The following is a 23,100-nucleotide window of genomic DNA, read 5'->3' as shown; positions in this document are numbered from 1 at the left end:
TTCACAGTCCCCTTGCGAATTATCGTTCAATTTAGGGGGTTAGTTTGAACATAGCCTGACAGCTTTGTTGGAGACGTTTTCTAAGCGGTGGAGACCATTCCGCCGTCGTGGCGCTCCAGTTCGCCTGAAAGCTCTAACTCCAAAAGCACCATCTGCACCGCAGCCGAACTTGCGCCCGATTGGCGGATGAGCTCGTCCACTCCAATAGGCGCCTTGGTCAGTAGGCGAGCAATCGCATCCGCCTCATCGCCCGATGCCTTGGCCTCTCCCCATTCCAGCCTGCTCAGCTCTTCATAGTTAAAGATCGTCGCGTCCTCGGCGACGCGGTAGGTCGATCGGGCGCACCTGTGAAGGTCTCCAGCAGCTCGATCACATCCTCGGGCGACGACACCAATACAGCGCCATCACGGATCAACTGGTTGCAACCGCTGGCGCGCGGATCGAGCGGCGAGCCAGGGATGGCCATCACCTCCCTACCCGCCTCGCCCGCCAATCGCGCAGTGATTAATGAGCCTGAGCGTGGTGCTGCCTCAACCACCACAGTGCCACTCGCAAGGCCTGCGATGATCCGGTTGCGGCTTGGAAAGTGGCGGCCACGTGGTTCGGTGCCGGGGGGCTGCTCCGCAATCAACAGGGCTTCGGTTGCGATCTGCTCCTGCAGCTTTTCATGCTGAGGTGGGTAGGTGATGTCGATCCCGCTGGCGATCACGCCGATGGTTTTGGGCATTGCACCTTCGTGCGCAGCTCCATCGATACCACGCGCAAGGCCGCTAACCACGGAGAGACCCGCCTCGGCGAGGCTCTTTGCGAACTCTCGTGCCAGCTTTGTTGCGGCACCGGATGCATTGCGCGCGCCCACCATGGCGACGCAGGGTTCGCTAGCGAGAGCCAGATTACCTCGGCAGGTGATGATTGGTGGCGCGCTATCAAGCTCGGCCAGAAGCGCAGGATAGTGATCCTGATCGTGAAAGAGGTAACGTGCACCAGCTGCGATAACGCCCTCGATCTCGCGCTCGATTTTGTCTGTGGGCGCGGGGCGGTAAGCTTTTTTGCCTCGTGCAGTCAGTTCAGGCAGCGCCTCAATCGCCGCAACGGCAGTGTCAAAACGCGCCAGCAATTGGCGATAGGAAACCGGACCAATATTGGGCGACCGAAGCAGGCGAATACGGGCAAAGGCCTCTGCCTGCGAGAGCCCCGTGTCATCGCTCACTTTTTGCCGCCCACCTTCGGTTCTTCACCCTTCATCAGTCGCCCGATATTCTCACGGTGGAGATAGATGATAAGGCCCGCAATCGCTGCCAAAACCGGAAAGTATTGCGGGAATCCAAACAAGGGAGCCGCCGCTGCCGCCGCGACAACCGCGCTCATCCCGGCAAGGCTTGAGATGCGAAAAACACCCAACATAGACAGCCAGATCAGCGCGTATGCACCGCCGATGGCCCACGCCAAGCCAAAGCTGACACCCGCATTGGTCGCAACACCCTTCCCACCTTTGAAGCCCAACCAAACCGGATAACAATGCCCAATAACTGCGCCGCCCGCGGCAAAGGCCTTGGCGACATCGCCCGTATCCCCGGCCCAGATGAGACCGGCCGCAAAAACCGGCGCAAAGCCTTTGAGCAAATCGAGCAACAAAGTGCCCGCCGCCAGCCCCTTATTGCCAGTGCGCAGCACGTTGGTTGCGCCGATGTTGCCCGATCCGATATCGCGCACATCGCCCATGCCAGCGGCCCTTGTGAGCAAAAGACCAAACGGGATTGAGCCGCAAAGATATCCCAAAATAGCTGCGAGAATAGGTTCCAAATCAATAACTCCGCTCGTGCTGAGCTTGTCGAAGCACTGTTCTTCTATTAGCGAACGGGCGCAATAAAAAAAGACAGTCCTTCGACAAGCTCAGGACGAGCGATTTTGAACAACGTTGATCCATCCTCCCCTATCCTCTTGCTCGACACCGGCGTTGGCGGGCTCAGCGTGCTGGGCGAGGTCCGCAAATGCCTGCCCGATGCGCCAATCCTCTTCGCTGCCGATTATGCGGGCCAGCCCTATGGTCAAAAGACCGAGGCGCAGGTGGCGGCCCGGGTTGCCGGTTTGCTAGGCCGGATGACGGAGCGTTACCGCCCTCGCCTTGCCTGCATTGCGTGTAATACAGCGAGCACGATTGCGCTTGGGATGGTGCGCGAAGTGCTCGAAATTCCAATTGTAGGCACGGTCCCGGCGATCAAACCGGCGGCCGAAAACACCCTGACGGGCGTGATCGGATTGCTCGGGACGGCGGGCACTATTCGCCAAAAATATGTCGATGATCTTGAAAGCGAGTTTGCCAGCGGCACCACTCTGCTTCGCCACGCAGCGCCAGAACTGGTTGATGAAGCTGAGGCCAAACTGCGCGGCGGAACTCCGGATCGCAAGGTTTTGGCCGCAGCGCTCAATGCCCTTTCCGAGCAGGATGAGGCGATCGCGATGGATCAGGTGATCCTAGGCTGCACCCATTTCCCCCTTATCCGCGATGAACTGGCGGATGTGGCCATGTCCGATCTTGGTTGGTCGCCGGATGTGCAGTTTATCGATGGCGCCGCAGGAATTGCACGACGCATTGCGCATCTTCTGGACGGTCACATCTTTGAGCGAACCGGCCCAGACCGCGCTGTAACCACGGGTGATGTGGATCACTTTTTCTCGCTCGAACCCGTGCTATTGAGCTATGGAATCGATCAGATTGAACAGTTTTAATCGCGAGTTATTCGCAAAGATGACGGGTTTTATTCCGTGCATTGCCTGTTAAATAGAGCGCCTGAAACCTTTGGACCATTGACGGGTTATATGGTCTGCAAAAGTGAGATTTTGGGCACTATGAGATCCGCTCAAGCGGGCAGTCCGTTGGGATAAAGACACCTGTCATATGAATTACGATCAGATTTTTGATTCAGCGATTGACCGGCTGCATGAAGAAGGCCGCTACCGCGTCTTTATCGATATCATGCGCAACAAAGGCGCCTATCCCAATGCGCGGTGCTTCCACGGACACAACGGGCCAAAGCCGATCACTGTTTGGTGCTCAAACGACTATCTTTGCATGGGTCAGCACGACGTTGTCATCGGCGCGATGGAAGACGCGCTGCACGATGTTGGTGCGGGATCTGGCGGCACGCGCAATATCGGCGGCAACACGCATTTGCATGTTGAGCTTGAGAAAGAGCTGGCTGAGCTGCACGGCAAAGAAGGCGCGCTGCTGTTCACCAGCGGCTATGTCTCCAACGATGCGACGCTTTCAACGCTCGCCAAACTGCTGCCCGGCTGTGTGATTTTTTCGGACGAGTTGAACCACGCGAGCATGATCGCAGGCATCCGAAATTCGGGCTGTGAAAAGCGCGTGTTCCGCCATAACGATCTGGCGCATTTGGAAGAGCTTCTGGCGGCAGAAGACGCCAATACGCCCAAGCTAATTGCGTTTGAGAGCGTCTATTCCATGGATGGCGATGTCGCGCCGATCCATGCGATTTGTGACCTGGCTGAGAAATACAACGCCCTCACCTATATCGACGAAGTGCACGCAGTTGGCATGTACGGCGAGCATGGCGGCGGCATTTCAGAGCGCGATAACGCGGCGCACCGCATCGACATTATCGAAGGCACTTTGGGCAAAGCGTTTGGCGTGATGGGCGGTTACATCACCGCCAGCACCAAGGTGATCGACTGTGTGCGTTCCTATGCGCCTGGCTTCATCTTCACGACCTCGCTATCACCGGTTCTGGTCGCAGGCGTCCTTGCCTCGGTGAAGCACCTCAAGTCCTCGAACGTAGAGCGCAATGCGCAGCAACAGGCGGCCGCGACGCTCAAGCTGCAATTTGCTGAAGCCGGCCTTCCGGTGATGGATTCGGTCACGCATATCGTGCCTCTGATGGTAGGCGACCCCGCCCGCGCCAAGAAAATCAGCGACATCCTGCTCGCCGAATACGGCGTTTACGTCCAGCCGATCAATTACCCCACCGTTCCGCGCGGAACCGAACGCCTGCGCTTCACCCCCGGCCCGCATCACACCGAGGCGATGATGAGCGAACTGACGGAGGCTCTGGTCGAAATCTGGGACCGGCTGGATATGGAGCTTGCTGCGGCGGCTTAGTCGAGGCACACTCCCTCTTAAGAGAGGGAGAGACACGCATGGCCACCACATTTGATCGGGCAAAACTCGACACAGGCGCGCTGGATATCAAGCCAATGACACCGGCGATTGGTGCCGAAATCCAAGGCATTGACTTGGCCGCTCCTAACACGCCTTCGCGTATCCCTGACATCCGTGCGGCTCTCCTCAAATATGGTGTGATCTTCTTCCGTGATCAGGATTTGACGCAGGAACAACACATCGCCTTCGCAAGGCATTTTGGTCAGCTTGAGGTCCACCCGGCAACACCCAAAAACCAACCCAATCCTGAAGTCCTGCGCATCGCTCACGGGCCAAAAAGTCGAGGGCAAGAGAACAATTGGCACTCTGACGTGACATGGCGCGAGGAGCCGTCTTTGGGTTCTATCCTTTTGGCGCGCGAAGTGCCCGAATGCGGCGGCGACACATGCTTTGCCAATATGCACCTCGCCTATGAGCGCCTCAGCGAGCAGATGAAGCGGTTTTGCGAAGAGCTAACCGCGTTGCACGACATCGCCCGCGTCTTCGCCAAGCGCCTCGACAAGGCACCAGCGGACCTTCACGAAAGATTCCCGCCCAAGCGCCACCCCGTTATCCGCACCCATCCGGAAACGGGTGAGCGGGTGGTCTATGTGAATACCGCTTTCACCAGCCACATCGAAGGGATCTCGGCCAAAGAAAGCGAGTGGCTGCTCGATCACCTCTATGCGACAGCTAAAGACGTGGAAATCCAATGCCGCTTCCGCTGGCAAGCAGGTTCAATCGCCTTTTGGGACAACCGAGTGTGCCAACATCTGGCTGTCTCAGACTATTTCCCAGCGCGCCGGGTGATGGAACGGGTCACTATTGCCGGCGATAAGCCTTATTTCTTGTCCTAATATCGGGTAAATTACTTAGTATCTACAGAGTTTTCTCGCACTCTACTTGTGTGCTTCTTTGTGTTCTGTATGCAGAGCCCTAGGGTAGTAAAGAGGGTTTCATGACAATTCGGGACAGTTTCGCGGCGAGCGCGCTCGCCTTGGCTTTAGTTGCGTGCGGTGGAGGTGGAAGCAGTCCGACACCCACAAGCGGCGGAGGAGTTGTTGCGGCCCCCGCCCCCGCGCCGACTCCTACTCCTACTCCGACACCTACTCCGCCGCCTTCCCCCACATATCCGAGTTTTTCTGAGCTCACTGGTGAGCAAACTCTCGACACGGTTTGCGGTGGACGCGAGCTAGTTAGAATAGACAATGGCTCGATATTTACTGACATCGAACGATCAATTATCACGCCGTTTGGAGCAGACATCCCGCTTGTCTCAGACCGTGATGAGCCAAACTACACTTTCTGGTCACAAGCTGACGGCTTAACCGCATTCAACGTTAGCTTCGATCAATCAGACAGAGACCTCAACCGAGTAAGTTCTGAAATCTACCGTCGAGAACTACCGGGAACCGGTGGATTAGAAGCTTTCCTCAGATTCGCACCCCCATCGGTCAATTCTCAACCATTGATCTATGCGCAGTACGCTTCTCTCAGATACTTGACCGACGACAACATCTTTGTCGATTTGCGCTGCGCCCTGGGTGTGCCGACGTTGCTAACGGATACCCCCAGCAGTGTGATCGAGTACAGTGCCTCAGGGCCCTTTGAACAAATTGGGGCGTTCATCCGAGCAGAGATACGAGAGAACCCTGGCCTTTTTACCGGTGGTGTTTCCGCGGCAATACTGCCAGCGGTGGCACGCTTCGATCCAGAATCGGGAGAAATCACTCTAAATTTTACGGTGAGTGCCCAGACCAGCGATACGTCAGATGACGTGACCGAAATCGCCACTTTTTCTGCGTCCGCTGTATTTGACGGCAGTGAAACAAATTTTTCCGGCGTCATACTCGACGAGCCTGGCTCAGAAGTTGGAGAATTCAACGGCTGGTTCTTTGGTCCACAGGGTGCTGAACTCGCTATTTCGGTCAATATCGAAACGTCTTTTGCCAATGGTGACGAGCTATTCGTAACAGGTGTTGCGTTCCTTCGTTGATCCCTTTTCCGTAGCGTCCTTTGCGCGGAGGCAAAGCTGCGCTAGCTCTCCCCGTCAAATACGGAATCAGGAGAACATGCGTGGCCATCAAATACGGCAATGAAAACCAGACATTCGCTGAAGTGGTCCACGGGCGGCGTTCGATCAGGGGCTATCTCGATAAGCCCGTACCACGCGAGCTGCTCGAAGAGGTCTTGGCGATGGCCATGCGTTCGCCCTCTTCGATGAACACTCAGCCTTATCATTTCCATGTGATTACCGGCGAACCCTTGGATCGCATTCGCAAGGGCAACACCGAGCGCATTTTGGCCGGCGAACCCGACAGCCGCGAGTTTCGCAAAGGCCACCCTTTCCAAGGCAAGCACCGCGACCGGCAAGTGGGCTGCGCGATCCAGCTGTTCGAAGCCATGGGAATTGGCCGCGATGACAAGGAAAAGCGTCAGGACTGGGTCCTGCGCGGCTTTCGCCAGTTCGACGCTCCCGTGTGCGTGATTATCACTTACGACAAGGAGCTGTCCGATGCCGACGATACAGTGTTCGATTGCGGGGCCGCCACCACAGCGCTAGTCAATGCGGCATGGTCAAAAGGCCTTGGTTGCGTGATCAATTCCCAAGGGATCATGCAGTCACCGGTGGTGCGCGAGCATGCCGACATCCCGGACGATCAGGTGATAATGAAAGCCGTTGCGCTGGGTTGGCCCGACCCGGATTTCCCGGCAAACCCTGTAAAGATCGTGCGGCGAGAGGTGAGTGAAGCGGCACGCTTTGTAGGGTTTGACTAAGCGCGCTAATCTGCCGGATCTGACTGCGCATTTGACACAAACTGCACGCCTGCACGCGGTGTCTCATCTACGCGCAGCTCAAAAATGTCGGGACGCGAATAGTGCCCAACCACGTCGAAATCATAGCGCGCTCGGGTTAGCTCTTCGCGGTCAATCTCGGCTTTGATTAATGCCTCTCCCGTCTCGGCAGGCCCGGCCAAAACATCGCCAAGCGGCCCTGCAATAAGACTTCCCCCAGAGATCAGATCGCGGGTCTCTCGCCAACCATCGGCCTTTACACCAAGCGCCTCAGGGCTCGGCTGAAACTGGCAAGCGCTCGCGAGGAAACAGCGCCCCTCATGAGCGATATGACGCATGGTTGCTTGCCATACATCACGGTGATCGACTGTGGGGGCGCACCATATGTCTACGCCCTTGGCATACATCGCCGCACGGAACAGCGGCATATGATTTTCCCAACAGATCGCCGCACCAATCCGCCCAAAATCGCTGTCGATCACTGGCATGGTGGAGCCATCGCCTAGCCCCCATATGAGCCGTTCAGCGCCCGTTGGCATAAGCTTGCGATGTTTGGCGACCAGCCCATCATCAGGTGCAATGAAGAGCGCAGTGCAATAGAGCGAATTGCCGCCTCGTTCGATCACGCCGAGAACGATGATGGTGCCAAGGCGCTTGGACAGATCGCTGAGCTCTGCAATTTCCGGCCCATCGAGATCAACGGCGTTGTTATAGTATCGCGCAAAGTCCTCACGCCCCTCTGGCAGGCGATATCCCAGACGCGTGCCGAAATCGGACCCTTTGGGATATCCGCCCAGCAACGCCTCTGGCATAACAAGGATGTCTGGCGAAGCAGCTGAAAGTTCACTTTCAAATGCCAGGATTTTGGCGAGAGTTTCGGTTTTCCCTTGAGGGTGGGAACCGATCTGAAGGGCTGCAAGCGTGGCTTTGGTCATGGGTGTTGAATGGCCACGCATAGAACAAAGAGCAAGTTTCAATCTGGTTCGGCTTCGCAATCGCTAGCGACGCTATACAAGTTTCTATAAATAAGCCCCGTGCCCGCAGAAGAAGCCGAAAAGCGGACCGTCAGCTCACGACCCAGTTTCAGTCAATCCATTTCCGGATCCTCGACTTGATCAGCGGCGCACAGTAAGAAGCGAAGGATGAGCTCCTCGATCTTTTATGGTGCAGCCGCGCTGACAGCACTCGTAACCTTCTTCGTGCATGTGATTGCGGGTGGGCGAGCCTTTGTCAGACCATTCCAAGAGGTCGACATGGACCCTAACTTGAAGTGGCTTGCATACTACAGCTGGCACATTGCCTCGCTTGTCATAGCGCTCATCGCTCTCGCCTTTTGGGCGGCATGGGCTTGGCCAATCAGGTCACACTACGCGATGGTTGCGACCAGTGTCACGGTTGCATTGGTGGTCCTTGCGATGGCTGTATCAGTCAAGGGCGAACTGCGCTGGAGAGCCTTTCCTGGGATCCCGCTTTTCAGCGTCATATCGCTATTGGGATTAGTGGGGATCGTTGGAGAGTTGATGTGAAAGTCACACTGATTGGGCCTTCGATTTCGCCATTTGTGATCAAGGTGAAGGCAGCGCTCACGTTCAAGGGTTTGGACTTTGAGCATCGTGAGTATGTGGGCATCTCCGAACTGCGAAAACTCAATCCTCAGACGGGCAAAGTGCCCATTCTATTGATCGATGACGAACCGATCTTCGATTCAAGTTTGATCCTTCGGCGAATTGAGCAAGCCAAGCCCAATCCTTCTTTCTACAGCGGTGAAACGGACACCGCAGCCAAACAGAGCCTGCTCGAAGATTGGTCTGATGAATCGCTCTACTGGTATGTCCAAGCATTGCGCTGGTGCGAAAAGAATGAGCCATGCACGATAGCTGAGAACAAACAGTTTGTGCCCAAACTGCTCCGCCCGTTTGCCAATACTATTTTGAGGCGGCTTGTTGGTCGGCAGCCTCTAGGCCAAGGCTTCGGACGATTGCCATACGAACTGCTTGTTTCCGAGCTTGAAGCACGGATGGAAGAGCTTGGTTCAGTTCTCGGCAACAAGCCCCACTTCTACGCCGACAAACCATCTGTTGCCGATTTCGCGATCTATGGAGTGGCATCGACCGGTCATTCGGGCGCGACACCCGAGTTTGCTGATGCATTCGCAAAACACGCGAACCTCGTCGATTGGCGAGGTCGGATGCGTTCCATTTGCCAGTAAGAGCTCTGGTCGCGCCTAGGTCCACTTCCACCCCCAGATTAAGACGCTAACCAATCGTTCTAATCGCCCACAAAGCAGACGATCGCGCCCTACCTCAAGCTCACCACATTGTCCGCTCCGGGCCGCGCGCGTGAGCCGTCGAAGAGGCTCATCATCGGCTCGTCCGCCGCGGTCACAACTTCGGCATCACCAAAACCGTTGAAGCCGGTTTTCATAGCGGCGCCATATGCGCCCAGCATGCCGACTTCGATATAGTCGCCTGCTTGGATATCGGCGGGCAGCGCGAATGGCCCCGCCATATAATCCGCATCGTCGCAGGTCGGGCCGTAGAAAGCGAAATCCTCCAAGGGCTGGATCAAATCATCTTCGAGCGCCACAACCGGGAAACGCCAGCCCACATGCGCTGCGTCATAGAGAGCCCCGTAAGCGCCATCATTGATATAAAGCTCGTTCCCACGACGCTTGTCGACGCTTACGATCATGCTTGAATATTCGGCGCACAGCGCTCTACCCGGCTCACACCAGAGCTCGGCGTTGTAAGCAATCGGCAGCGCTTCGAAGTGCTTGGCGATCAGCGCGAAATAGTCCTCGAGCGGAGGTGGCTCCATGCCCGGGTAGATGCTGGGGAAGCCTCCACCCACGTCCACCATGTCGATCACCACGCTGGCTTCGGCGATGGCAGCACGCGTGCGGTCCAAAGCTTGCACGAAGGCAAAGGGCGTCATCGCCTGGCTACCGACATGGAAACACACGCCCAGCCAATCGCAATGCTGTCGAGCCTGTTGGAGCAGTTCAGGCGCTTCGGTGAGGTCGCAGCCGAATTTGGCAGCGAGGCTAAGTTCTGCATATTCGCTTGAGACGCGCAGGCGCACACAAAGCCTCAGGTCCTGCGCCGGTTCGCCGGTTTCGCGATCCGCACAGGCCTCGACGATCTTTTCCAGCTCTTCCAGGGTGTCGAGGCTAAAGGTGCGCACACCATGCTCATGATAAGCCTCAGCAATCGCTCGGCGGCGCTTGATCGGGTGCATGAAGCACATGTTCGCCTCGGGCAGAGCCTCGCGGACCAAACGCACCTCAGCAATGGATGCGACATCATAGTGGGTGATGCCCCCCTCCCACAGAACCTGCAAGAGGTCGGGCGCGGGATTGGCCTTGACAGCGTAAAGCACTTTGCCGGGGAATTTATCGACAAAGAACCGTGCTGCGCGGCGCGCTGCGTGTGGGCGATTTAGGATTATGGGCTCATCGGGCTCTAGGGCCCGCGCTACAGCCTTTGCGTCAGGATAGATGTACAACTCAAGGGACCCCCTTAAAACGGTTCGCAAACCGTAAGCGTTTCAACAGGGCTGCCTTGCGGTAGTAATCGTCCCTTGGGGCAGCGAGGCCGCGGCATTTGCACAAAAATGCCGCGGCCTGCAATCAAAATCGTGACTTGCCGGGAAGTTCCCGAAAGCGACGCGGTGTTTATGAAAAGGCAACCTTGGGCGCCTGGTCCACCGTCCCACGCTCTGAATGGTCAAGCGTGTTGAAGTCGGCCTCTTTGAAACCAAGCATGCTGGCGAACATAACCGCCGGGAAGGCTTCGCGGGCTGAGTTGAACTGCGCAGCAGCCGCGTTCAATGCACGGCGGGCAGCGGCCAGCTTGTCTTCAATGTCAGAAAGCTCTGATTGCAGCTCCTGAAAGTTCTCTGACGCACGCAGGTCGGGGTAGTCCTCACCCAGAGCCAGCAGATTGTCGAGCGCGATCTTGAGACCTTGCTCGCTTGCGCTATCGGGTTCCCCCTGCGAAGCCGCGCTGCGCGCCTTGATCACATTTTCCAGCGTTGATTTCTCATGGCCCGCATATCCCTTAACCGCCTCAACGAGGTTGGGAATAAGGTCATGACGCTGACGCAATTGCGCGTCGATATCCGCGCGTCCCTGGTTCACATTCTGGCGCAGACGCACCAGCGAGTTGTAAATGGCGATCACTGCGAACAGGCCGCCAAAGACGATCACGAAGACCGCCGAGGTCCAGAACCATCCGAGAATATCTACCATTTGTGCACTCCATCTTTACCTGATGCCTCTATTCTTAGCAGGCAATAGTTAAGAGATTAGGGACCTTTAGGACGATGCAGGCGGATGTTCAGGGATTGATGCGTGGGGAGCTTGGCAACTGGCTGGCCGAGCAAACATCCATGCGCGATGCTGCCAAAAAGAAAGCGTTCGACCGCTGGTTTATCGGAGGCATTGCCCTCTTGCCGCTCGTGAGTTTTCTGTGGTTCGTGCCGCTTGCTTTTCTGTTTGATCTCAAACTCTTCATTGCCGGCGCGGCGCTGCTTGGCGTCGCTGCTTGGGGCTATAAGCCAATCCAAGAGGCCAAGCAGACTATCAAGGTCGGCATCAATGAGGCCATCGCGCGCGATCTGGGTATTGGATATGACCCAGAGGTCGAGCCCGGCGTCGAATTCCACAAGGCGCGCTCATACGGCCTAGTGCCCAAATACGACCGCGACGAGTTCGAAGACTGCTGGTTTGGCGAGCTGGCCAGCAACAAATTCAACCTTTATGAAGCGCATCTGGAAGAGCGCAAAGGCTCTGGCAAAAACCGCCGCTGGGTCACGGTTTTCCGCGGTGCGATCATCTCCGTACCCTTTGGTCGGGAGTTTCGCTCCACCACCCTGCTCCAACGCAAGGGAAAGCACGATAAGTGGTTTGGCTTTGGCAGCGTCAAGGACGTAATCGAGCTAGACGGTCACCGCATGCAATATGTCGATCAAGTGCATCCGGCATTTGAAGACGTTTTCGAAGTCTTCAGCGACGATCAGGTCGAAGCGCGGGTTTTGATCCACCCTTCTTATGTTGAGCACTTGATCGCGCTCGAAAAAGCCTTCCACGGTAAATCGATCCGCGCCCTGTTCGTCGACCAACACTTGGTGGTCGTGGTTGAGAGCGAGAACATGTTCGAAAGCGGTTCAATGAAGGCCGAAGAAGACAATCGTCGCGCGCAGGAAACCGCCGATCAATTCGCAGCGCTCGCCCGGTTGATTATGGCAATCAATCAGACCGAGCGAGGGAAAGCTCAGGCAATCAAGCATGAGCCTCAGCACCCTGGCATTTCTGACTACGCCCGCGAAGCAACCCCGCGCCGCGTTGGAGGATTTGGCCGCAAGGGCCTTTGATCAACTCAGCCGGTCGCGGAAGTCTTCGTATTCGAAGCGTTTGACGCATTCGAGCGCGTCTGTGTCTGAGTCCCAGAGGTAAATGCTGGGCAGTTGCACGCCATTGAAGGTGTTGGTCTTCACCATCGAATAATGCGCCTGGTCGAGGAAAGCGAAGCGCGCGCCGGGCTCTGCGGGGACTGGTAGGCGATAGTCTCCAATCACATCGCCTGCGAGGCAGGATGGCCCGCCAAGTCGGATAGGTACGCTGTCGTCCTGCAGTTCGCCGAGCATTGCGGGGCGATACGGTGCTTCAAGCACATCGGGCATGTGGCAGGTCGCCGACACATCTGCGATGCCGATGGGGACTTCGTTGAAGCCTGTGTCGAGCAAGGTGCCAACGAGAATGCCCGCATCCAGCGCGACCGCTTCGCCGGGTTCGAGGATGATCTCAGCGCCGGTGTCTTCGGCCGCATCTTTCAGGAATTCGATCAGCTCATCGCGCTCATAATCAGCGCGGGTGATGTGGTGGCCGCCGCCCATATTGATCCATTTGAGCTGGCCAAACCACGGTTCAATCGCATCGAATACGCGGTCCCATGTCTGGCGAAGCGGCTCAAACGTCTGCTCGCACAGATTGTGGAAGTGGATGCCCTCAACCCCTTCCATATGCTCTTCGGTCAATTGATCGATCGGAAAGCCAAGACGCGAGCCCGGAGCGCTGGGGTCGTACTTTGGCACTTCGCCCGTTGCGACCATGGGGTTGAGCCTGAGGCCCACTGAGGCATCGCCGCCGGTGACCGCTGCGTTATCAAGGATCAATGCGGCACGCTTCATTTGAGCGGGCGAGTTAAAGATCACATGGTCGGAGAGCCTGCAAATCTCGTCCAATTCCTCAGGCTTAAAGGCGGCGGAATAAGTCGCGATTTCGCCGTCGTAAAACTCGGACGCAAGCCGTGCTTCCCACAGGCCGCTGGTTGAGATCCCGTCCAAATACTCACCCATGATGTGGGCTACCGAGTGCATGGAGAACGCCTTGAGCGCGGCAAAGACCTTGCACCCAGCCTCATCGCGAATATCGGCGAGGATCTGGCAATTGCTGCGGATTTTCGCCGCATCCACGACGAACGCGGGGCTGTCGACCCGGGTGAGGTCGAATTGGGCGAAGGCGCCCGGATTTCCGGCTTGGGTTCGCATGTTGGGACTTTGTCCTTTTTTTGTTTCTCGCAGAGGCGCAGAGAAAAGAGAGGCGCGAAGAAGTGTCAGCGCGAGTTGTACTCGTTGGCGACTCGACGGATGCCGTCTTTCATGGTGGCGTGGTTGAAATTCAGGAGAAGCCCTACGGGCTGTTTGAGAAGACGCAAGTAAGTGAGCAATTGGCGGATATGGGTCTGGCTCAGGCGCTCAACTGCCTTGATCTCGAGGATCAGTTGATCTTCTACTAGGATATCAAGCCGGAAGGCAGAGCCGAAAAGCTGACCATCAAATTCAACCGGAACCGCCAATTGCCTTGCAACTTTTAGTCCGCGCGCCTCCAACCGGCCTGCAAGGACGGCTTCATATACATTCTCAAACAAGCCGGGGCCAAGTTCGCGGTGGATGGCGATGCATTCGTCAATCACGATGCCCGTTAGCTCATCAATCTCCAAAACCGCTCCCCTGTCCTCTCACGTCTTCGCGCCTCTCTTTTCTCCGCGTCTCTGCGAGAAACCCTAAAACTCAACCGGCCCATCAAGTTCCTTCACCTGCCACGGCAGGCCATGAGCATTGAGCATGTCCATGAAGGGATCAGGGTCCATCTCTTCCATATTGAAGACACCGTCCCCTGACCAAGTGCCCTGCACCATCATCGCAGAGCCGATCATCGCAGGCACGCCAGTGGTGTAGCTTACCGCTTGGTTGCCGGTCTCTTCAAAGGCCGCTTCGTGAGAGCAGATATTGTTGATGTAGAAGGTCTTTTCGCCAGACCCATCAAGCGCCTCTCCGGTGGCGATGCAGCCGATATTGGTGTTGCCCTTGGTGGTCTCGCCCAAGGTCTCGGGCTTGGGAAGCACGGCTGCGAGGAATTGCAGCGGGATGATTTCCTGGCCCTGATATTTGATCGGCTCAATCCCGGTCATGCCCACATTCTGGAGCACTGTGAGGTGCTTGATGTACTCGTCGCCAAACGTCATCCAGAAGCGCGCACGCTCAATTTCTGGGTTGAACTTGGAGATGCTCTCCAGCTCCTCGTGATACATCAAATACGCTTGGCGTGTGCCGACCTCGTCAAAGTCAAACGGGGTTGAGACTTGCATCGCAGGGGTCTCCACCCATCGCCCATTCTCCCAGTGGCGCGCCGGAGCGGTCACTTCGCGGATGTTGATTTCCGGGTTGAAGTTGGTCGCAAATGCCTGTCCGTGGTCTCCGCCATTGCAGTCCAAGATATCCAATGTGCGGATGGTTTTGAGCTTATGCTTCTTCAGCCACATGGTGAAAACGCTCGTCACACCGGGGTCAAAACCGCTGCCAAGAAGCGCCATAAGGCCCGCTTCCTTGAAACGGTCATGATAGGCCCATTGCCAGTGGTATTCGAACTTCGCCTCATCCTTGGGCTCATAATTCGCCGTGTCCAGATAATGTGCGCCAGCTTCAAGACACGCATCCATGATCGGCAAATCCTGGTACGGCAATGCAAGGTTGATCACATGGGTCGCGCCCAAACGCTTTATGAGGTTGACCATCGCGGGCACTTCCTCGGCATCGATTTCGTAAGTTGGCACGACCACGCCGGTACGCTCTTTCACTGAGGCGGCAATCGTATCGCACTTTGACAAGGTACGGCTAGCAAGGTGAATTTCCGGAAAGATTGCGGGGTTAAATGCCATCTTATGGACGCAAACAGAGCTAACGCCCCCTGCCCCGATCACCAATACCTTCGACATACTCACAGCCTTTCAAATTCGAATCTTGCCAGCCCCCTACTTCAATGCATTTGGGTGCTCAAATGATCCTGCGCATTTCCTACTTAAGCGGGGCACGATATGGATTAGAGGATGTCCACCTCGCGCCCTCTTTCCTGCTCGATTTTTCGGCAAAATCGCCGGTAAAGATTTTTTGCCTTTGAACAGTGTCTCAAGTGTCTCAAACGGAACCTCACATGAGTAAAATTTTTCCGAATCGCCAAGGCGTTATCGCTGCGGCCAAGAGCATTGCAGAGATTCTCTCTCCAACTCCGCTTTTGCCGGTCGAAATCGGCGGGGTGCGGGCGCATGTGAAGGCGGAAAACCTTCAACCCATTGGCGCTTTCAAGATACGCGGCGGCTGGTGGCGACTTTCCAATCTCTCTGAGGAAGAACGCGCGGCAGGTGTGGTCGCGGTCTCTTCTGGCAATCACGCTCAGGGAGTCGCTTGGGCAGCCAAGCGATTGGGCATCAAGGCAACCATCGTAATGCCTCGCAATGCGCCAGAGGTGAAATTGGCGAACACTCGGGCCCTCGGAGCCGAGGTTGTGCTCTACGAACGCGCTCCCAAAGAACAGGGGGGTGAAGACCGCGATGAAGTGGCCGCAAAGTTGATCGAGGAACAGGGAGGCTTGCTGGTCCATGCCTTTGGCGATCCGTGGGTGATCGAAGGTCAAGGATCGGCCGGTATCGAGGCGACCCAACAACTGGATGCGCAATTGGGCACTTCACCCAGCCGTTTCATTGTGTGTTGCGGTGGCGGGGGACTGGCAGCTGGTCTCGCACTTGGCTGTCCCGATTCAGCCGTGTATGTGGTCGAGCCCGAAGGGTGGGACATGGTCGGGCAAGCGATTGCCACAGGTGAAATCGTCCAAGCGGCTTCGGATGCGCCAAATACAATTTGCGACGCGCTCCAGCCCACAGCGACCAAGGCGCTGAACTTGGACCTCCTAAGAACCCGTGCTGAGCCCGGTGTTACCGTTACTGACGACGAAGTGCGTGCGGCGCAGCGCTTGGCCTTTGCCGAGCTGCGCATGGTCATCGAACCCGGTGGCGCGGCTGCCCTTGCCGCGGCGCTTTCTGGCAAAGTTCCAGTGGACGAAGGCACAGTGATCATGCTGACAGGAGGCAATGCCGACCCACAGGCGTTTGCTGAGACGATAAGGGCATGATTTTCCTCTGCGGCGCACTTGTCCCGACGAAGCATGCCCGCGCGTTTGACAATCGACTGCGCCTCACACAGGGTTGCGAAAAATAGGGAAGAGGGATCACTTTCATGCAAGCCCAAATGCTAGCGCCAGCCGCTGTCCTGGTGGTCTGGACCTTGATCGTCCTGCTATGGATTATACCTTCGCGTTTCGGTGCGATTGCCAAGCTTGAAGATAAATCCGTATTGTCCGGAAAGCCGGGCGGACGCGGCCAAGATTTGGAAGGGGTTATCCCTGACAAAGCCAATTGGCCGTCGCACAATCATACGCACCTGCACGAAGGGCCGACCCTGTTTTATGCGGTGAGCGCAATTTTGGCGATTGTGGGCGCTGGTGCGTTCGATGTGATGCTCGCGTGGATCTATGTGGCTTTGCGGATCGCGCATTCCTTGTGGCAGATCCTTGTCAATAAGGTCACCGTTCGCTTTGCCTTGTTCCTCGCCAGTTCGATTGCTCTTATCATATTGGCGGTACGCGCGGTGATGGCGACCGCTTTTGCTGACCCCAGCATCGCTCCGCAGTAAAACAGTTTTGAGGGATCAAACATGATCGGAATGGAAATTCTCGCCCCAGCGATCGCGCTGATGATCTGGACGATGGTGATGTGGGCGTGGATGTATGCAACCCGCATCCCCGCGATGAGCAAGTCACCAGATATTGAGGCTCCCGCTAGCCTCGTCGGCTCAACCGGTGCAGACCTGCGCTCCAAATTGCCGGCCAGCGTCAATTGGAAAGCGGACAATTACAACCACCTGCACGAAGCACCCACGCTCTTTTATGCGGTGGCGATTGTGCTTGCGATCCTGGGCCAAGGCGACGGAATGAACGCGTTCCTTGCCTGGATTTACACCGGGCTACGCATCGCGCACAGTCTCGTTCAGGTCACCGCGAACCGAGTGATGGTGCGCTTTGTGCTGTTCGCTTTGTCGAGCGTGGTGTTGATCGCTCTAATCGTGAAAGCAGCGATGATCGTCTTTGCGTGATGAAATTTGGGGCGGCTCGGATGCCGTCCCAAAACTCTATTCTGCGGCTTCGCGAGCGTCTTCGAGCTCGGCCAGGAAACGTTCGCCATCAAGCGCCGCCATGCAGCCCATGCCAGCGGCGGTCACCGCTTGGCGATAGACATGGTCGGTCACATCACCGGCAGCAAAAACGCCGGGGATCGGGGTCTTGGGCGTGCCGGGCTCAACGGACAAGTACTTGCCCGAATGCATTGGCAGCTTGCCTTCAAACAACTCAGTCGCAGGAGCATGGCCGATTGCGACGAAAGCGCCGTCAACTTCGAGGGTCGAGGTTTCGCCAGTCACCGTGTCTTTGAGGACCAAGTGGCCAAGAGAACCATCTTCGCCCGCTTCAAAGCTTTCAACGGTCTTGTTCCACATTACGTCGATCTTGTCTGATTTGAAAACACGGTCCTGGAGGATCTTCTCAGCGCGGAACTCATCCCGGCGGTGAATGATCGTCACATCGTCGGAGTGGTTGGTCAGGTAAAGCGCCTCTTCAACAGCAGTGTTGCCTCCGCCGATCACTGCAACCTTCTTGCCGCGATAGAAGAAACCGTCGCAGGTCGCGCAGGCCGACACACCCTTGCCGCCCAGTGCTTCCTCACCCGGAATGCCCAGCCACTTCGCCTGAGCACCGGTCGCAATGACGATGGTGTCGGCGATAAACTCATCCCCGCTATCGGCGACAGCCCGGAATGGAGAGCCGTTTTCGAGATCAACTTCGGTGATGATGTCATACATCATCCGCGTGCCGACCGCTTCCGCCTGGGCCTTCATCTCTTCCATCATCCACGGCCCCTGAACCACATCGCGGTAGCCGGGATAATTCTCAACATCGGTGGTTATGGTCAGCTGACCGCCGGGTTGAAGCCCCTGCACGACGATCGGCTCAAGCATAGCTCGCGCAGCATAAATCGCAGCGGAATAGCCGGCGGGCCCGGAACCAATGATAAGCATCTTTGTGCGATGAGTGGTAGCCATGGTTTGTCTCTTAAAACTCTTTGCATTTTGTTGGAGACGATATGGGGTCGCGTGCCCACAATGTCACGTCAGCAGACGCTTTCTGAGGCGAGCTTTCCTTGCCTCATCCACACCTAAAGTTTGCGCGAGGTAGTTATCAACTGAACCATGATCGCGCGTCACCTCTTGCCAATAGGTTCCGATGTATTCCTCGCGCACGCCCATCAAATTGCGGATCGCCTCTGGTTCGATGTACCCATAGTGCGCTTCCATGCGGGGTAGTGATTGCCGTTCCAGGATATGTTGGGTGGGCGCATCGTTGGTAAGCATGAACTCCGCAACAATGTCATCATAATGCACGCCCAGCACATGGAGCAGAAGGCTTGCGCCAACCCCTGTGCGGTCCTTCCCGGCAAAGCAATGGATGAGACTACCCCCGTCCCGTTCGTCCAAGGACCGGAAATAACGTCCGAACATATCGATCATAGCAGGGTTCACCGGCATTCGCGTGTAGACCGATATCATCCGCTGACGGCCCTTCTCTGCGGTCATATCGGTTTTATCCCATCCCCCTTCGTGCGGCGGAGAGCTGGTCGTCTCCCCTTCAAACGCGATCACATCCGCGGCAAATTCTGGATGGCGCGAGCAAGGAAAACTCGTTCTCTCACTTTCCCCGCGAAAATCGATGATGGTTTGAATATCGAGGCTTTGGACAAGCTCCAGATCCGCCTCGCTTGCCTCCATATGTTGGCCAGAGCGGAACAGAAGCCCCGATTTGACCTTCGTCCCATCATCAGCTGCATAGCCGCCATAGTCGCGCAAATTGTGTATGCCGTCGGTTGTCAAAAAGGGTGCTGGGAACGGTTCTCGAATCATAACTGTAGGCTGTGGCAGCGCTGCGTCTCGGCGGCAAGACGCGAGGCTCCGGAACCGTAGGTAGTGGTTCGGAGGCCCTCTCAAACGCATCATTTGTCTGCCCAAGCCTAAACGTCAGAGCCTGAGAATCCGCCCCCACACACTGAATGGTACCCAAGCCCATGTCCTTTATCCTTATCGCCGATGATGACGAGTTAATCGCCGAGCTTGCGAGCCAAGCTCTAATAGATGCAGGTCATGCCTGCGGCTGGGTCACAAGCGCCGAGGAATGCTTGGAACTCCTCAAAACTCGCCGCCCAGATGCGGTCCTGCTCGATCAGGATATGCCAGGAATGTCTGGGTTATCGCTGTTGAGAAAACTGCGCCAATCAGCGGAATTCTATGATCTGCCCGTTCTGATGTTTACTGCGATGAGCGGGGCTCAAGATGAAACCCAGGCCATTTATGCAGGGGCTCAAGGATTTATCCGAAAGCCCTTCGATCCCAGAGGCCTCACAAACCGCATCAGACGCGTGCTCGCCAAACGCAAGGATCAGCCTCGTCACAAGGATTTGCAGACCTATCTGGAGCAAAGCGCCGGGATCACAAACGATGTGGTGGGCCCCCGCAGAGTGCTTTAACCAGACGCCAGATCATCACAAAAGTGCGAAGTCCACTCGCCCACACTGTCGTCGCGCACGGTGGCGATCATCGCTTCATAACGGCTTTTCCGTTCTTCCAATGGCATCTCGAGCGCCTTGCCAATCGCCATCGCTAGCGCATCGGGGCTGTGTGGATTGACCAACAGTGCGCCTTTGCCATCGCAGTCGAGCTGGAACGCAGCGCCCGCAAAATCGGAGAGCACGAGAACGCCGGGATCCTCCGGGTCCTGAGCCGCGACATATTCCTTGGCGACCAGATTCATACCATCGCGCAACGGGGTGACGAGGCCAATCTTGGAAGCACGGAAGAAGCCATAAAGCTCGGCATGGGTGTATCCGTGATTCACATAGCGAATGGGGACAAGGTCCACCTCCGAGCGCGCGCCATTGATCTGACCAGTCTTCTGTTCGAGAAGCCCGCGGATTTCCTGGTAGCTTTGCACGTCTTCGCGACTTGGCGGAGCAATCTGTACAAACACCAGATCGCGCACGCGCTCGGGATGCGCATCAAAGAAGCGGCCGATCCCGTCGATCCGTTCAGGCAAACCTTTGGAATAGTCCAGCCGATCCACGCCGATCATGCCCGTCCGTCCACGGATCGATGCGAGGAAGCGTTCCTCGGCTTCCTTCGCTTCGTGTTTGGCACCCTCTGTTTGGAAATGCTCCCAATCGATCCCGATCGGATAGTCCCGCGCAATCGTAGTGCGACCCTCATGGGTGATGCGACCGGTCTCGTGATCAACTTCGGCACCAAGCTCATTCTCGCAATAATGCACAAAGCTGGAGAGCCATTCGGGCGTTTGAAAGCCGATGAGATCATAAGAAAGCATTGTCTTCACCAGCCGTTCGTGAAACGGCAGTGAAGTCAAAAGGCGCGTGGGTGGCCACGGCGTGTGGAGGAAGAACCCGACACGGTTCTTCACCCCGCGCGAACGCAGTCGTTCACCCAATGGTATGAGGTGGTAGTCATGGACCCAGACAAGGTCCTCTTCCTCAATCAGGGGCATAACGCTTTCGGCGAAGCGATCATTGACCCGCTCATAGCTTTCGCCGGTCTTGTTCTCGAACCGGGCCAAATCAATGCGGTAATGGAATAGCGGCCACAGCGTCGAATTGGCGTACCCGTTGTAATACTCATCGATATCGCGGGTAGAGAGATCGACTGTCGCAGTCGTCACCCCATCAGTGCGCTGGAGATCCATATTGCCAGCCCGGTCTTCGCTCTCCTGACCCGACCAGCCGAACCAGACACCGCCGCGATCCCTAAGCGCGGCGTTCAGAGCGCCTGCAAGCCCCCCTTGCGCACCAGCGGCGCCACGCGCTTTGGGCACGGCGACCCGATTTGATATGACAACAAGACGGCTTATCGCACTTCACTCCATGGTTTGGACAACAGCCCAGCACAGTTGATCACTCCAACTAGGGAATAAGTCTGAGGGAAGTTCCCCCAAAGTTCACCCGTCTCATAGTCAAGGTCTTCGCTCAACAAACCAGATTGCGTAGTATGGCTCAGCATAGTTTCGAAAAGGGTGCGTGCTTCGTCGCTACGGCCCGCCAAATGCAAAGCTTCGATCAACCAGAAGGTGCAGACATTAAACGCAGTCTCAGGCGCCCCAAAGTCATCCTCGGCAGCATACCGGAGCATGTGATCACCACGCCGCAGATGCTCTTCGACGGCAGCAAAAGTCTGCTGGAACCGCTCATTTTCAGGTGACAAGAATCGCAGCTCAACCATTTGGAGCAGAGAGGCGTCGAGATAGTCGCTCTCAAAACTTGCGCCATAGTGACCGGTATCGCCGGTTTGTTTCCAGGCCTTCTCTTCAATCGTTGCAGCAATCCTGTCAGCACGCTCGCGCCATAGCTGCGCGCGATCCGTCTTACCCAGATGCTCTGCGACATTGGAAAGCCGATCGCACGCCGCCCAGCTCATTACAGCTGAGTAGGTGTGGACTTCCTCACGGGTGCGGAATTCCCATAGTCCTGCATCGGGTTGGTCGTGCATGTTCCACGCCATCTCACCAACTTCTTCAAGGCTTGCGAAATCTGTGTCATCCGCTGGACGAAGGAGGCGCTGGTCAAAGAATCCCTGTGCGCTCGGCAGAACGATTTGGCCATAGCAATCGTGCTGAATTTGTTTGTAGGCTGCATTCCCGCGCCTCACCGGACCCATGCCGCGATAACCAGCCATGTAGCTTGCTGTGGTCTCATCGAGCTCGCTCTCACCCATAACAGAATAGAGCGGCTGGATTTGACCACCGCGCGCGCCGTCGACGATATTGCGCAAATATCCGAGATACTTCTCCATCACATCAAGCGCGCCAAGGCGGTTCAACGCCTGGATTGTGTAGTAACTGTCGCGAATCCAGCAATAGCGATAGTCCCAATTGCGTTCCGAATGCGCTGCCTCGGGAATCGAAGTCGTGAGCGCCGCAACAATCGCTCCCGTCTCTTCATGCTGACACAGCTTGAGCGTGATCGCGCAACGGATCACCTCTTCCTGCCATTCGAGGGGGATAGCGAGCATTCTGACCCATTTCTGCCAGTATTTGCGCGTCGCTTGCTCCATCGAACGAACCGTTTCACGCAAGTTTCCGACAAAGGGTTCGTCCGGCCCGAGGAAGAAATGCGTGTCGCTCTCAATCCGAAAGGTGCGGCCTTCCATGATGTATCCCACAGGCGCATCAGTAGAGAGCCGTAATGCGGTGCCGCCAGCAAGATAGCGGATATGGTTGGTGCCGTTGGTCGTCTCGGCCAGCCCCGCGCCGTAATTCTTGGTTGGCTTCAACACCACCTTGATTCGCGGATGACCGCTTATCGGGCGCACAATGCGGGCATAGGAGACCGGGCGATACATCCGGCCAGAACGCTCGTAGCGCGGACAAAAATCGAGCACTTCCAACGCGCTGCCATCTTCTGCCTCAAGAGTGGTCACAAGGATTGGCGTGTTACGGATATAGGCCTGGCTCGATTTGTTCTGCCCCTCCAATTCAAAGCGCCAAATGCCGGCATCGCGCTGTTCGCCGTTGAGGAGTGCCGAAAAAACCGGATCACCATCCACTCTGGGCACACACCCCCACACAAGAGCGCCAGTGTCATCGATCAGCCCGGAGACTTGGCAGTTTCCAATCGGCCAGAGTTCCAAATTCGGTTTTTGCGCCAAGC

Annotated in this window: 23 protein-coding genes and 1 pseudogene; 12 read left to right on the top strand and 12 right to left on the bottom strand. The window is 56.5% G+C overall.

Annotated features, from left to right (window positions below):
- Positions 1-80: 80 nt before the first annotated feature.
- Together dprA and plsY are read right to left on the bottom strand one after the other, a co-directional pair.
- Positions 81-1,210: pseudogene (gene dprA / locus Q0778_RS00415) on the bottom strand (DNA-processing protein DprA).
- Entirely contained in the window at positions 1,207-1,803 is a 597-nt protein-coding gene (gene plsY / locus Q0778_RS00410) for a glycerol-3-phosphate 1-O-acyltransferase PlsY (RefSeq protein ID WP_298333228.1), read from the bottom strand. Before plsY ends, dprA begins: the two are co-directional and overlap by 4 nt.
- A 105-nt stretch (positions 1,804-1,908) precedes the next feature.
- Between plsY and murI the strand changes: the two genes are divergently transcribed.
- From murI to Q0778_RS00385, 5 genes are all read left to right on the top strand, one after another.
- The gene (gene murI / locus Q0778_RS00405; protein ID WP_298333226.1) at positions 1,909-2,730 is read left to right on the top strand and encodes a glutamate racemase; all 822 of its coding nucleotides are present in this window, start codon (positions 1,909-1,911) and stop codon (positions 2,728-2,730) included.
- 169 nt (positions 2,731-2,899) lie between these two features.
- The gene (hemA, locus tag Q0778_RS00400) at positions 2,900-4,120 is read left to right on the top strand and encodes a 5-aminolevulinate synthase (protein ID WP_298302803.1); all 1,221 of its coding nucleotides are present in this window, start codon (positions 2,900-2,902) and stop codon (positions 4,118-4,120) included.
- Between the two features lie 38 nt (positions 4,121-4,158).
- Positions 4,159-5,016, top strand: a complete 858-nt coding sequence (locus Q0778_RS00395) for a TauD/TfdA family dioxygenase (RefSeq protein WP_298333224.1) — start codon at positions 4,159-4,161, stop codon at positions 5,014-5,016.
- A 101-nt stretch (positions 5,017-5,117) separates the two neighbouring features.
- Positions 5,118-6,155 (top strand): hypothetical protein, encoded by a 1,038-nt coding sequence (locus Q0778_RS00390; RefSeq protein WP_298333222.1) that lies wholly within the window; start codon positions 5,118-5,120, stop codon positions 6,153-6,155.
- 80 nt (positions 6,156-6,235) lie between these two features.
- Positions 6,236-6,937 (top strand): nitroreductase, encoded by a 702-nt coding sequence (locus Q0778_RS00385; protein ID WP_298302797.1) that lies wholly within the window; start codon positions 6,236-6,238, stop codon positions 6,935-6,937.
- Between the two features lie 5 nt (positions 6,938-6,942).
- Here Q0778_RS00385 and Q0778_RS00380 read toward each other — a convergent pair whose 3' ends face one another.
- Positions 6,943-7,890, bottom strand: a complete 948-nt coding sequence (locus Q0778_RS00380; RefSeq protein ID WP_298333220.1) for a carbon-nitrogen hydrolase family protein — start codon at positions 7,888-7,890, stop codon at positions 6,943-6,945.
- A gap of 207 nt (positions 7,891-8,097) precedes the next feature.
- Here Q0778_RS00380 and Q0778_RS00375 point away from each other — a divergent pair, with 207 nt between their 5' ends.
- Together Q0778_RS00375 and Q0778_RS00370 are read left to right on the top strand one after the other, a co-directional pair.
- Positions 8,098-8,481, top strand: a complete 384-nt coding sequence (locus Q0778_RS00375; protein WP_298333218.1) for a hypothetical protein — start codon at positions 8,098-8,100, stop codon at positions 8,479-8,481.
- Positions 8,478-9,164 carry a glutathione S-transferase family protein gene (locus tag Q0778_RS00370; protein ID WP_298333216.1) on the top strand — a complete coding sequence of 229 codons (687 nt, stop codon included), beginning with the start codon at positions 8,478-8,480 and terminating at the stop codon, positions 9,162-9,164. The genes Q0778_RS00375 and Q0778_RS00370 overlap by 4 nt, the downstream gene beginning before the upstream one ends.
- Before the next feature lie 89 nt (positions 9,165-9,253).
- Here the strand turns inward: Q0778_RS00370 and Q0778_RS00365 are convergent, their stop codons facing one another.
- A complete protein-coding gene (locus Q0778_RS00365; protein WP_298333215.1) occupies positions 9,254-10,459 on the bottom strand; it encodes a type III PLP-dependent enzyme in 1,206 nt (401 codons plus the stop codon).
- 169 nt (positions 10,460-10,628) lie between these two features.
- Positions 10,629-11,204, bottom strand: coding sequence for a LemA family protein (locus tag Q0778_RS00360; protein ID WP_298302776.1), 576 nt, complete (start codon positions 11,202-11,204; stop codon positions 10,629-10,631).
- A 74-nt stretch (positions 11,205-11,278) separates the two neighbouring features.
- Between Q0778_RS00360 and Q0778_RS00355 the strand changes: the two genes are divergently transcribed.
- Entirely contained in the window at positions 11,279-12,328 is a 1,050-nt protein-coding gene (locus tag Q0778_RS00355) for a DUF3137 domain-containing protein (protein WP_298333213.1), read from the top strand.
- Here the strand turns inward: Q0778_RS00355 and Q0778_RS00350 are convergent, their stop codons facing one another.
- The 3 genes from Q0778_RS00350 to Q0778_RS00340 form a co-directional block, all read right to left on the bottom strand.
- Complete coding sequence (locus Q0778_RS00350; protein ID WP_298333211.1) at positions 12,329-13,504, bottom strand: carboxynorspermidine decarboxylase; 1,176 nt, start codon at positions 13,502-13,504, stop codon at positions 12,329-12,331.
- A gap of 65 nt (positions 13,505-13,569) precedes the next feature.
- Positions 13,570-13,956 (bottom strand): GxxExxY protein, encoded by a 387-nt coding sequence (locus tag Q0778_RS00345; protein WP_298302765.1) that lies wholly within the window; start codon positions 13,954-13,956, stop codon positions 13,570-13,572.
- A 63-nt stretch (positions 13,957-14,019) separates the two neighbouring features.
- Positions 14,020-15,231, bottom strand: a complete 1,212-nt coding sequence (locus Q0778_RS00340; protein WP_298302762.1) for a saccharopine dehydrogenase family protein — start codon at positions 15,229-15,231, stop codon at positions 14,020-14,022.
- 215 nt (positions 15,232-15,446) lie between these two features.
- Here Q0778_RS00340 and Q0778_RS00335 point away from each other — a divergent pair, with 215 nt between their 5' ends.
- The 3 genes from Q0778_RS00335 (at position 15,447) to Q0778_RS00325 (ending at position 17,440) form a co-directional block, all read left to right on the top strand.
- On the top strand, positions 15,447-16,421 hold the full coding sequence (locus tag Q0778_RS00335) for a pyridoxal-phosphate dependent enzyme (protein ID WP_298333209.1): 975 nt from the start codon (positions 15,447-15,449) through the stop codon (positions 16,419-16,421).
- Between the two features lie 104 nt (positions 16,422-16,525).
- Positions 16,526-16,981: an MAPEG family protein gene (locus tag Q0778_RS00330; protein ID WP_298302756.1), complete on the top strand. Its 456-nt coding sequence runs from the start codon at positions 16,526-16,528 to the stop codon at positions 16,979-16,981.
- 21 nt (positions 16,982-17,002) lie between these two features.
- Positions 17,003-17,440 carry an MAPEG family protein gene (locus tag Q0778_RS00325; protein ID WP_298302753.1) on the top strand — a complete coding sequence of 146 codons (438 nt, stop codon included), beginning with the start codon at positions 17,003-17,005 and terminating at the stop codon, positions 17,438-17,440.
- 36 nt (positions 17,441-17,476) lie between these two features.
- Here Q0778_RS00325 and trxB read toward each other — a convergent pair whose 3' ends face one another.
- Together trxB and Q0778_RS00315 are read right to left on the bottom strand one after the other, a co-directional pair.
- Positions 17,477-18,442, bottom strand: coding sequence for a thioredoxin-disulfide reductase (gene trxB / locus Q0778_RS00320; protein WP_298302751.1), 966 nt, complete (start codon positions 18,440-18,442; stop codon positions 17,477-17,479).
- A gap of 63 nt (positions 18,443-18,505) precedes the next feature.
- On the bottom strand, positions 18,506-19,297 hold the full coding sequence (locus Q0778_RS00315) for a tyrosine-protein phosphatase (protein WP_298333207.1): 792 nt from the start codon (positions 19,295-19,297) through the stop codon (positions 18,506-18,508).
- A gap of 161 nt (positions 19,298-19,458) precedes the next feature.
- Here Q0778_RS00315 and Q0778_RS00310 point away from each other — a divergent pair, with 161 nt between their 5' ends.
- Positions 19,459-19,917: a response regulator gene (locus tag Q0778_RS00310; RefSeq protein ID WP_298333206.1), complete on the top strand. Its 459-nt coding sequence runs from the start codon at positions 19,459-19,461 to the stop codon at positions 19,915-19,917.
- On the opposite strand, the gene Q0778_RS00305 is transcribed toward Q0778_RS00310, so the two are convergent.
- Both Q0778_RS00305 and Q0778_RS00300 read right to left on the bottom strand, forming a co-directional pair.
- Complete coding sequence (locus tag Q0778_RS00305) at positions 19,914-21,305, bottom strand: trehalose-6-phosphate synthase (protein ID WP_298334825.1); 1,392 nt, start codon at positions 21,303-21,305, stop codon at positions 19,914-19,916. The two genes, Q0778_RS00310 and Q0778_RS00305, sit on opposite strands and share 4 nt — an antisense overlap.
- Positions 21,302-23,098, bottom strand: a complete 1,797-nt coding sequence (locus Q0778_RS00300) for a glycoside hydrolase family 15 protein (RefSeq protein ID WP_298333204.1) — start codon at positions 23,096-23,098, stop codon at positions 21,302-21,304. The genes Q0778_RS00305 and Q0778_RS00300 overlap by 4 nt, the downstream gene beginning before the upstream one ends.
- Positions 23,099-23,100: the final 2 nt, after the last annotated feature.

It is taken from the genome of uncultured Erythrobacter sp. (genome assembly GCF_947502395.1).
GTDB lineage: Bacteria > Pseudomonadota > Alphaproteobacteria > Sphingomonadales > Sphingomonadaceae > Erythrobacter.
Note: the sequence above shows the minus strand (reverse complement) of the source record. Positions and strands in the feature narration are given on the sequence as shown.

Coding starts and splice junctions, on each gene's coding strand:
- hemA (WP_298302803.1), top strand. CDS start 2,900: ATGAATTACGATCAGATTTTTGATTCAGCGATTGACCGGCTGCATGAA.
- Q0778_RS00395 (WP_298333224.1), top strand. CDS start 4,159: ATGGCCACCACATTTGATCGGGCAAAACTCGACACAGGCGCGCTGGAT.
- Q0778_RS00390 (WP_298333222.1), top strand. CDS start 5,118: ATGACAATTCGGGACAGTTTCGCGGCGAGCGCGCTCGCCTTGGCTTTA.
- Q0778_RS00380 (WP_298333220.1), bottom strand. CDS start 7,890: ATGACCAAAGCCACGCTTGCAGCCCTTCAGATCGGTTCCCACCCTCAA.
- Q0778_RS00375 (WP_298333218.1), top strand. CDS start 8,098: ATGAGCTCCTCGATCTTTTATGGTGCAGCCGCGCTGACAGCACTCGTA.
- Q0778_RS00360 (WP_298302776.1), bottom strand. CDS start 11,204: ATGGTAGATATTCTCGGATGGTTCTGGACCTCGGCGGTCTTCGTGATC.
- Q0778_RS00355 (WP_298333213.1), top strand. CDS start 11,279: ATGCAGGCGGATGTTCAGGGATTGATGCGTGGGGAGCTTGGCAACTGG.
- Q0778_RS00350 (WP_298333211.1), bottom strand. CDS start 13,504: ATGCGAACCCAAGCCGGAAATCCGGGCGCCTTCGCCCAATTCGACCTC.
- Q0778_RS00340 (WP_298302762.1), bottom strand. CDS start 15,231: ATGTCGAAGGTATTGGTGATCGGGGCAGGGGGCGTTAGCTCTGTTTGC.
- Q0778_RS00335 (WP_298333209.1), top strand. CDS start 15,447: ATGAGTAAAATTTTTCCGAATCGCCAAGGCGTTATCGCTGCGGCCAAG.
- Q0778_RS00330 (WP_298302756.1), top strand. CDS start 16,526: ATGCAAGCCCAAATGCTAGCGCCAGCCGCTGTCCTGGTGGTCTGGACC.
- Q0778_RS00325 (WP_298302753.1), top strand. CDS start 17,003: ATGATCGGAATGGAAATTCTCGCCCCAGCGATCGCGCTGATGATCTGG.
- trxB (WP_298302751.1), bottom strand. CDS start 18,442: ATGGCTACCACTCATCGCACAAAGATGCTTATCATTGGTTCCGGGCCC.
- Q0778_RS00315 (WP_298333207.1), bottom strand. CDS start 19,297: ATGATTCGAGAACCGTTCCCAGCACCCTTTTTGACAACCGACGGCATA.
- Q0778_RS00310 (WP_298333206.1), top strand. CDS start 19,459: ATGTCCTTTATCCTTATCGCCGATGATGACGAGTTAATCGCCGAGCTT.